Genomic DNA, 8555 nt, shown 5'->3' with positions numbered 1-8555 from the left:
AAAGGGACCGAGGCGCTGGTGATACTTGCCAGAAAACTGGCTCGGGTACTGTTTGCCTTGATGAAAAACCAAAGTGAATACAAGCCTATTTCTATGTTTGGGGGTTCCCCCCAAACATAGAATCTCCCACAGGTATCTCGGTTATACGCCAATGTCGAGTACATCTAATAACCCTGTGGGAGCGGGCTTGCCCGCGATTGCATCACCTCGGTCCTGAGTGAGCCGAGGCATGCGGATCACCTCAAACCCTGAACTTGCCCACCAACATCTGCAAATGCGTCCCCAACCGTGCCAGCTCAACGCTGGAGGCCGCTGTCTCCTCACTGGCAGCGGAAGTCTGATCCGACACATCACGCACATTCAGCACGCTGCGGTTGATCTCCTCGGCCACGGCGCTTTGCTGTTCGGCGGCAGCGGCAATCTGCTGGTTCATCGCCTGAATCGCCGAGACCGTGCGGGTGATGCTTTCGAGTGAACCACCGGCACGGCGGGTCAGTTCGACGCTGCTGTCGGTCAGGGCGCGGCTGTTGTCCATGATGGTCGAGACCTGCTGGGTGCCGTTTTGCAGGCCGACGATCAGCTCTTCGATTTCTTCCGTGGACTTCTGGGTGCGCTGGGCCAGGCTGCGGACTTCATCGGCGACCACGGCAAAACCGCGTCCGGCTTCACCGGCGCGAGCGGCTTCAATCGCGGCGTTGAGTGCCAGCAGGTTGGTTTGCTGGGCCACGGATTTGATCACGTCGAGCACGCTGCCGATCTTGTCGCTTTCGCGCTTGAGTTCGCCCATTGCCTCGGTGGAATGACCCACTTCCTTGGCCAGGCGCTCGATCTGCGCGATGGCTTCACCCACTACCTTGTCACCTTCGCGAGCTTGCTGGTCAGCGGCGACGGCGGCTTCGGAGGCTTCCTCGGCATTGCGCGCGACTTCCTGCACGGTGGCGGCCATCTCGTTCATGGCAGTGGCGACCTGGTCGGTTTCAATCTTCTGATTGTTGACCCCGGCGCTGGTCTGCTCGGTGACGGCGGACAACTCTTCGGCGGCGCTGGCAATCTGCGTCACGCCATCGCTGATGCCGCCGATCAGTTCGCGCAAGCCTTGGGTCATGCTCTGCATGGCGCGCTGCAGCTGGCCGAGCTCATCGCGACGCTGAGAGATCAGGTTTTGGGTCAGATCGCCGCTGGCCACACGCTGGGCCACGGCCAGGGTCTGGTTCAGCGGAATGATGATTTGGCGGGTGATCGCCCACCCGGCCAGCAGGCCGAAAGCTGTGGCGAGCACGGTGGCGAGGGTCAGCATGTTTTTGGCATGGGCAGCGTCGGTGTCGCGGATAACGGTTTGCGAGGTGGTGAGTTGGTTGCTCACGTCCAGCAGGATGTTGCCTTGGGCAGCCATGCGCACCAGTGCCTTGGCGCTGGCGGACTGTGAGTCGCGGAACTGGCTGACGGCGGCACGATAGGCCTTGAGCGAGTCTGTCGCCTGTTGCAGGTTGGCGAGATGTTCCTCAGGCAGTTTGGCCGGCAGGCTTTCGAGGTTTTTCAGGGCGTCATCGATAGCGTTCAGCGCGGGCTGTTCGGCGTCGCTCTTGCCGCTGTAGGTGTAACCGCGAACCTGGAAGCGCGCCTGCTGGATCAGTTTGCTCAGGTCGATCACGCTGTTGAAGGCGCTCACGCTTTCACCCTGGAGCATGGATTTTTCCACGTCGGCCACGCGGGCTACGGCGTTGTCGGCGGTGCTGCCGAGTTTGCTGCGGGCATCTTCGCGGTCGGCGCCGGCCTGGATCATTTCGCTGAACGCGCGACGGTACTCGGCGAGTGCACTCAGTTGCTGATCGACCTTGGCGGCATCAGCCGGTTGCTCGATCAGGGTGCGGGCGGTCTGAAGGCTGGTTTCGAGCTTGCCCAGCAAGTCGTTGACGACGCCCGGGCCTTGTTCGCCGCGACGCATTTCGTAGTCCAGGCGCGCGATGCGCAGATCTTTGGTCAGCCCATTGATCTCGGAAATGAAACCCAGTTTATCGCCGCGACTGATCACGTCGCTCAGGCCGGTCCAGCCGGTAAAGGTGATCAACAGGGTCAGAGACAGCACCAGACCAAACCCGATCCCCAGTTTGCGTTTGACGCTGACGTTTCCCAGACTCTCGGCTAGCCATTGGTACATGCTGAAAACTCCCCGGACCATCATTTGGTTTTATGGGAGATGTATCGGCTGCACTGGGCGTATCTGAAGGTGCTGAGAGTTTTTCAGATGCGTGGTGAACTGTGGCGAGGGGGCTTGCCCCCGTTCGGGTGCGCAGCAGCCGTAAAAGTGGTGCATGCGGTTTGACCGGAGCAACAGCAGTGGCCGCTTCGCGACCAAGCGGGGAAAAGCCCCCTCGCCACAGTGATTGTGTCGGGGGTTTAGAAAAGGCGTGCCAGCAGCGCGGTCACGGCGGTTTCGACGCGCAGGATTCGATCGCCCAGTTGTACCGCTTGCAGGCCGGACTTGCCCAGCAAGTCGATCTCGTAAGGAATCCAGCCACCTTCCGGGCCGATGGCCAGGGTCACCGGTTCGCTGAGGCCGCGGGGGCAGGGCGGGTAGTTGCCGGGGTGGCCAACCAGGCCGAGGGTGCCTTCGGCGATCGCGGGTAGACGGTCTTCAACGAACGGCTTGAAGCGCTTCTCGATCACGATTTCTGGCAGCACAGTGTCCCGGGCCTGTTCGAGGCCAAGAATCAACTGTTCACGAATCGCTTCAGGTTCAAGGAATGGTGTCTGCCAGAAGCTCTTCTCGACGCGATAGCTGTTGACCAGCACGATCCGCGGCACACCCATGGCCGCCACGGTCTGAAACACCCTGCGCAGCATTTTGGGCCGTGGCAGTGCCAACACCAGGGTCAGCGGCAGCTTGGCCGGTGGCGGTTGGTCGAGGGAGACGCGCAGTTCGGCTTCATCGGCGTCCAGGCGCAGCACCTCGGCCGAGCCCATCAGCCCACCGATTCGCCCGACGCGCATGCTGTCGCCGACTTCACAGCGGTGAACTTCCTGCATGTGCGTCAACCGGCGATCACGCAGGATCGCCCGGTCGGCCGCAATGAAATCGGCCTCTTCGAGGAGCAGCAGGTTCACGCTTGGGTCGCTGGCGGCTGGTCGTTGTGATCGTCAGCCGGTTGATCGTCCGGATGCTCGCCACGCTTGCTGATCAGGCTGCCAAACAGGATGCCGACTTCAAACAGCATCCACATCGGTATGGCCAGCAGGGTCTGCGAGAAGATGTCCGGCGGCGTCAGGATCATGCCGACCACGAAGCAGCCGATGATCACGTACGGGCGGATTTTCTTCAGGTACTTGACGTCGACCACGCCGATCCACACCAGCAGCACCACGGCCACCGGGATTTCGAACGCCACGCCGAAGGCGAAGAACAGCGTCATGACGAAGTCGAGGTAGCTGGTGATGTCGGTCATCATTTCCACCCCGGCCGGGGTGGCAGCGGCGAAGAACTTGAAGATCAGCGGGAACACCAGGAAATAGGCGAACGCCATGCCGGCGTAGAACAGAAAGATGCTGGAGACCAGCAAGGGCATGGCGATGCGTTTTTCATGCTTGTACAGGCCAGGTGCGATGAAGCCCCAGATCTGATGCAGGATCACCGGGATCGCCAGGAACAGCGAGACCATCATGGTCAGCTTCAGTGGCGTCAGGAACGGCGACGACACATCGGTGGCAATCATCGTCGCGCCAACGGGCAGGTAAGCACGCAGCGGCGTCGAGACGAAGGTGTAGATCTGCTGGGTGAAGGCAAACAGCCCGGCAAAAATGATGAAGATCGCCGCTACGCAGCGCAGCAGGCGGGTACGCAACTCGGTGAGGTGCGAAACCAGCGGCATGTGCTGGTCATTTTCAGGGAGATCGCTCATGGGGCTCGCGGCGGCAAAGTGGTGTCAGTAGGCGCTGGCGTTGTCGGCGCGGCGGCTGGAGCAACGGGTTCAACCGGCATTGCTGCCACAACCGGCGCAGGTTCCGCTATCGGAGCGGCTGCCGGTGGGACAGCGGCGGCAGGCGTTTGAATCGTCTGCTCGCCCACGTGCTCGACAGGTGTCGGCTCTTGCTGGGTCGGCGTGAAGATCTTCCGCGCTTCCTGCTCAAGCGACAGGATGTGTTCGTTGTGCAGTTGCCGACGAATTTCGTCAGCACCGATTTCACGTTCAACTTCCTGTTTGATCGCATTGAAGCTGCGCTTCAGGCGCCCGACCCACAGGCCGGCGGTGCGCGCTGCGCCCGGCAGGCGCTCGGGACCCAGCACCAGCAGGGCGACGAGGCCGACGAGCAGCAGTTCAGAGAAGCTGATACCAAACATTAGTCAGTGCTCACACGTCTTTGCGGATCGGCTCTTCGACTTTCTGCGCCTGCACGTCGATGGTGTGCGGCTGGTTCACAGAAGCTTGTGGCTGAACAGGCGGAACCGGTTGGGCCGGGGTCGCGTTCGGGTCGGCCGGTTTTTCGTCATCGTTCATGGCTTTGCGGAAGCCCTTGATCGACTCGCCGACGTCAGTGCCGAGATTTTTCAGCTTCTTGGTACCGAACACCAGTACGACAACAACCAGGATGACGATCCAGTGTTTCCAGTCAAAAATGCCCATGTTGCTGCTCCTCTCTAACAGTTATTCAGGCGGACGGGCGCGAGGCTTTCTCGGCGTGTCCGGACAGACCGAAGCGACGGTCCAGTTCATCGAGTACAGCCTGAGGATGCTGCCCCAGTTGGGCGAGCATGACCATGCTGTGGAACCACAAATCGGCGGTTTCGTAGATCACATCGCTGCAGTCACCGCTGATGGCGGCATCCTTGGCGGCAATGATGGTTTCGACCGACTCTTCGCCGACTTTTTCCAGAATCTTGTTCAAGCCCTTGTGGTACAGACTGGCGACATACGAGCTGTCGGCGGCGGCGCCTTTGCGCTCCTCCAGTACCTCGGCCAGACGGGTCAGAGTGTCACTCATGTTTGTGTCCTGCGGAATAGATGGCGTGCGGATCTTTCAGAACCGGGTCGACTGTTGTCCAGTCGCCGTTCTCATAGACGCGGTAGAAGCAGCTCTGACGGCCGGTATGGCAGGCGATGTCGCCGATCTGCTCGACCATCAGAATGATCACGTCGGCGTCACAGTCCAGGCGCATCTCGTGCAGGGTTTGCACGTGGCCGGACTCTTCGCCCTTGCGCCACAGCTTGCCACGGGAACGCGACCAGTAAATGGCACGGTTCTCGGCAGCGGTCAGTTCCAGTGCTTCGCGGTTCATCCAGGCCATCATCAGGACGCGCCCGGTCTTGTGATCCTGGGCAATCGCCGGCACCAGGCCGTCGGCGTCCCACTTGATCTCGTCCAGCCAGTTTTTCATCTTCGACTCCGACAGCGGGCCCGACACTTCATTAGTCGAACCCAACGTTCAAACAGTGTGCCAGTCGTTAACCCAACTGGCTATCGACGAACGACCAGATACAAACCGACGGCCATCATGATGCCAGCCGGCCAATAGGCCAACTGATTCAATGGCCCGCCAGCGGCCAGGATGGCGCCGCCAGCCAGATGCGCGGTGCCGAGCAGGCGCAGGAACCAGTCGTCGCGGCGTCGATGCCACGGTGGCGGCGGGTCGTAGGCGTGGGGCTGGGACATGCGTTCGAGCAGGTCGCGGGCCATGTTGGCCAGGTGCGGCAGCTGTTCGAACTGGCTGTGCACGTTGCCGAGCAAGGCTTTGGGGCTGACGCGCTCGCGCATCCAGCGTTCGAGGAACGGTTGCGCGGTGTTCCACAAGTCGAGGTCCGGATACAGCTGACGCCCCAGACCTTCAATGTTCAGCAGGGTTTTTTGCAGCAGGACCAACTGTGGCTGCACTTCCATGTTGAAGCGGCGCGCGGTCTGGAACAGGCGCATCAACACTTGGCCAAATGAAATGTCTTTTAACGGTTTTTCGAAGATCGGCTCGCACACGGTGCGGATCGCGGCTTCGAATTCGTTGAGCTTGGTTTCCGCCGGGACCCAGCCCGAGTCGATGTGCAGCTGCGCTACACGACGGTAATCGCGCTTGAAGAAGGCGAAGAGGTTGCGTGCGAGGTAATCCTGGTCTTCCGGGGTCAGGCTGCCGACGATGCCGCAGTCGATCGCGATGTATTGCGGGCTCCACGGAGTCACGGTGCTGACGAAAATGTTGCCGGGGTGCATGTCGGCATGGAAGAAGCTGTCGCGGAACACCTGGGTGAAGAAGATCTCCACGCCGCGTTCGGCGAGCATTTTCATGTCGGTGCGCTGGTCGGCCAAGGTCGTCAGATCGGTGACCTGGATGCCGTAGATGCGCTCCATCACCAGCACTTTCGGGCGGCACCAGTCCCAATAGACTTGCGGCACATACAGCAGTGGCGAGCCTTCGAAATTGCGCTTCAACTGGCTGGCATTGGCCGCTTCGCGCAACAGATCGAGTTCGTCGTAGATGGTTTTTTCGTAATCGCTGACCACGTCCACCGGGTGCAGCAGACGCGCATCGGACGAGAGTTTTTCGGCGGTGCGGGCAAGAATGAACAGCCACGCCAGGTCCTGGGCGATGATCGGCTTGAGTCCCGGGCGGATCACTTTGACCACGACTTCTTCGCCGGTTTTCAACTGTGCGGCATGCACCTGGGCCACCGACGCAGAGGCCAGCGGCTCAACGTCGAAACGGCTGAACACTTCGCTGATTTTCTTGCCGAGCTGTTCTTCGATCAGCTTGACCGACACCTGCGAGTCGAACGGCGGTACGCGGTCCTGCAGCTTCATCAGCTCATCGGCGATGTCTTCGGGCAGCAGGTCGCGACGGGTGGACAGGATCTGCCCGAACTTGATGAAGATCGGCCCCAGGTCCTGCAACGCCAGGCGCAAGCGTGCGCCACGGCTCAGGTCCAGGGTCTTGCGCGGGAACCAGCGCCACGGCAAGGCATAACGCAGCGCCCGCAAGAACCAGGGCAGCGGCAGGGCGAACAGCAGGTCATCGAGGCGGTAGCGGATCACGACGCGCTGGATGCGCAACAAACGGCGGACGGCAAGCAGCTTCATGCGTTATCGCTTGGGTCGAGGGATCGGGAAAGGCGCTCGAAACGCGCCTCGAGACGTTCCAGATCAAGTTTGATCCGGTCCAGTTCACTGAATCGGGCTTCGGCTTCGCGCTGACCGACGAGGGTGCGCGATTCTTCGGCCAGGTATTCGCTCAGGTTCTGCCCCAGGCTGGCGAAGCCTTGCTGATACCAGCGGGCGCGGCTGCGCAGGTGACCGCCGACCAGTTGCGTGGCCACGGGGCCGAGCCAGCGCGACAGCTCGTACTCCCAGTCCAGCTCCAGGTCCTGAAGGATCGCCGCCAGTTCCAGCAGCACGCCGCTGTCGCCGTCGAGTTCGACTTCAGGGCCGTGCAGGATCGAAGTCTTGTCCTTGCTCATGGCCAGTTTCAACAGGCTCGAGGCCGGTGCACGCAAGGTGCAGTCGGCGCCGGTTTCCCATTGGGAGGCGAGCATCAGGCCTTCGTCGCTGGGCAGGATGAACAGTTGCAGCGCCGGGCTGCGACAGTCGACCGCAATCACTTTGCCGGTCAGATGCGCCAGCCGCGGCAGCGCCGTGCTGTCGAGACGCAGCACCCGGTTGATGCCGAGTTCAACGCTGGCGAGCAGGCCGGCGAGCAGCATCAGGGCTTGATGCCGCGGTGCAGAGCGACGATGCCTGCGGTCATGTTGTGATAGGTCACGCGGTCGAAACCGGCCTCGACCATCATCGACTTCAGGGTTTCCTGGTTCGGGTGCATGCGGATCGATTCGGCGAGGTAACGATAGCTTTCCGAGTCGTTGGTGATCAGCTTGCCCATCAGGGGCATGAAGGCGAACGAGTAGGCATCGTAGGCCTTGGACATCAGCGCGTTGGTCGGCTTGGAAAATTCCAGTACCAGCAAACGACCGCCCGGCTTGAGCACGCGCAGCATGGAACGCAGGGCGTCTTCCTTGTGCGTGACGTTGCGCAGGCCGAAAGCGATGGTCACGCAGTCGAAATGGTTGTCCGGGAACGGCAGCTTTTCAGCGTCGGCCTGGACGAACTCGACGTTGCCGGCCACACCCAGATCCAGCAGGCGGTCGCGACCGACCTTGAGCATGGATTCGTTGATGTCGGCCAACACGACCTGGCCGGTCGGGCCTACCAGATGCGAGAACTTTTTGGTCAGGTCGCCCGTGCCACCGGCGATGTCGAGCACGCGGTTGCCGCTGCGCACGCCGGATAATTCGATCGCAAAGCGCTTCCACAGACGGTGCATGCCGCCCGACAGGAGGTCGTTCATCAGGTCGTACTTGGCGGCTACCGAATGGAAAACCTCAGCGACTTTTTCCGCTTTCTGGCTTTCCGGAACGTTTTTGAAGCCGAAGTGAGTGGTGGGTTCGGCATCGCTGCCTTTGCGCTGATCAGTCATATCGCTGTCACCAAAAGAGAATGCGCGACATTCTAATCCCCAAGGGATGCTTTGTCTTGGCAAGGCTGAAGGTAAGATGGATCACCCTCGGGACGTTTTGCCGCAGTGG

Annotated in this window: 10 protein-coding genes and 2 pseudogenes; 1 reads left to right on the top strand and 11 read right to left on the bottom strand. The window is 61.1% G+C overall.

The annotated features are described in order from the left end of the window. Window positions 1-120: pseudogene (locus CKW19_RS28975) on the top strand (IS110 family transposase); the annotation flags it as partial. 121 nt (window positions 121-241) lie between these two features. Here the strand turns inward: CKW19_RS28975 and CKW19_RS29425 are convergent. From CKW19_RS29425 to ubiE, 11 genes and pseudogenes are all read right to left on the bottom strand, one after another. Then, complete coding sequence (locus tag CKW19_RS29425; protein WP_371856338.1) at window positions 242-955, bottom strand: methyl-accepting chemotaxis protein; 714 nt, start codon at window positions 953-955, stop codon at window positions 242-244. A 141-nt stretch (window positions 956-1096) separates the two neighbouring features. Next, window positions 1097-2158: pseudogene (locus tag CKW19_RS29420) on the bottom strand (methyl-accepting chemotaxis protein); the annotation flags it as partial. A 239-nt stretch (window positions 2159-2397) separates the two neighbouring features. Then, complete coding sequence (locus CKW19_RS02975; RefSeq protein ID WP_095056509.1) at window positions 2398-3105, bottom strand: 16S rRNA (uracil(1498)-N(3))-methyltransferase; 708 nt, start codon at window positions 3103-3105, stop codon at window positions 2398-2400. Further along, entirely contained in the window at window positions 3102-3896 is a 795-nt protein-coding gene (tatC, locus tag CKW19_RS02970) for a twin-arginine translocase subunit TatC (RefSeq protein WP_095056508.1), read from the bottom strand. Before tatC ends, CKW19_RS02975 begins: the two co-directional genes overlap by 4 nt. Further along, window positions 3893-4336 carry a Sec-independent protein translocase protein TatB gene (gene tatB / locus CKW19_RS02965; RefSeq protein WP_095056507.1) on the bottom strand — a complete coding sequence of 148 codons (444 nt, stop codon included), beginning with the start codon at window positions 4334-4336 and terminating at the stop codon, window positions 3893-3895. Before tatB ends, tatC begins: the two co-directional genes overlap by 4 nt. Window positions 4337-4346: 10 nt before the next feature. After that, on the bottom strand, window positions 4347-4619 hold the full coding sequence (locus CKW19_RS02960) for a twin-arginine translocase TatA/TatE family subunit (RefSeq protein ID WP_053153307.1): 273 nt from the start codon (window positions 4617-4619) through the stop codon (window positions 4347-4349). A 25-nt stretch (window positions 4620-4644) separates the two neighbouring features. Then, the gene (locus CKW19_RS02955) at window positions 4645-4977 is read right to left on the bottom strand and encodes a phosphoribosyl-ATP diphosphatase (protein ID WP_008047820.1); all 333 of its coding nucleotides are present in this window, start codon (window positions 4975-4977) and stop codon (window positions 4645-4647) included. Then, window positions 4970-5371, bottom strand: coding sequence for a phosphoribosyl-AMP cyclohydrolase (hisI, locus tag CKW19_RS02950; protein ID WP_007989281.1), 402 nt, complete (start codon window positions 5369-5371; stop codon window positions 4970-4972). Before hisI ends, CKW19_RS02955 begins: the two co-directional genes overlap by 8 nt. An 80-nt stretch (window positions 5372-5451) precedes the next feature. Next, window positions 5452-7056, bottom strand: coding sequence for a ubiquinone biosynthesis regulatory protein kinase UbiB (gene ubiB / locus CKW19_RS02945; protein ID WP_095056506.1), 1605 nt, complete (start codon window positions 7054-7056; stop codon window positions 5452-5454). Further along, window positions 7053-7676 carry an SCP2 domain-containing protein gene (locus CKW19_RS02940; protein WP_095056505.1) on the bottom strand — a complete coding sequence of 208 codons (624 nt, stop codon included), beginning with the start codon at window positions 7674-7676 and terminating at the stop codon, window positions 7053-7055. Before CKW19_RS02940 ends, ubiB begins: the two co-directional genes overlap by 4 nt. After that, window positions 7676-8446 carry a bifunctional demethylmenaquinone methyltransferase/2-methoxy-6-polyprenyl-1,4-benzoquinol methylase UbiE gene (gene ubiE / locus CKW19_RS02935; protein ID WP_060542605.1) on the bottom strand — a complete coding sequence of 257 codons (771 nt, stop codon included), beginning with the start codon at window positions 8444-8446 and terminating at the stop codon, window positions 7676-7678. The genes CKW19_RS02940 and ubiE overlap by 1 nt, the downstream gene beginning before the upstream one ends. Window positions 8447-8555 lie beyond the last annotated feature (109 nt).

The sequence above is a fragment of the Pseudomonas sp. Irchel s3f7 genome (assembly GCF_900187615.1).
In the GTDB taxonomy this organism is placed as follows: Bacteria; Pseudomonadota; Gammaproteobacteria; order Pseudomonadales; family Pseudomonadaceae; genus Aquipseudomonas.
Note: the sequence above shows the minus strand (reverse complement) of the source record. Positions and strands in the feature narration are given on the sequence as shown.

Excerpts from the sequence above, each read along its gene's own strand:
- tatC (WP_095056508.1), bottom strand. The coding sequence starts at position 3,896 with ATGAGCGATCTCCCTGAAAATGACCAGCACATGCCGCTGGTTTCGCAC.
- tatB (WP_095056507.1), bottom strand. The coding sequence starts at position 4,336 with ATGTTTGGTATCAGCTTCTCTGAACTGCTGCTCGTCGGCCTCGTCGCC.
- hisI (WP_007989281.1), bottom strand. The coding sequence starts at position 5,371 with ATGAAAAACTGGCTGGACGAGATCAAGTGGGACGCCGACGGCCTGGTG.
- CKW19_RS02955 (WP_008047820.1), bottom strand. The coding sequence starts at position 4,977 with ATGAGTGACACTCTGACCCGTCTGGCCGAGGTACTGGAGGAGCGCAAA.
- ubiB (WP_095056506.1), bottom strand. The coding sequence starts at position 7,056 with ATGAAGCTGCTTGCCGTCCGCCGTTTGTTGCGCATCCAGCGCGTCGTG.
- CKW19_RS29425 (WP_371856338.1), bottom strand. The coding sequence starts at position 955 with ATGAACGAGATGGCCGCCACCGTGCAGGAAGTCGCGCGCAATGCCGAG.
- ubiE (WP_060542605.1), bottom strand. The coding sequence starts at position 8,446 with ATGACTGATCAGCGCAAAGGCAGCGATGCCGAACCCACCACTCACTTC.
- CKW19_RS02960 (WP_053153307.1), bottom strand. The coding sequence starts at position 4,619 with ATGGGCATTTTTGACTGGAAACACTGGATCGTCATCCTGGTTGTTGTC.
- CKW19_RS02940 (WP_095056505.1), bottom strand. The coding sequence starts at position 7,676 with ATGCTGCTCGCCGGCCTGCTCGCCAGCGTTGAACTCGGCATCAACCGG.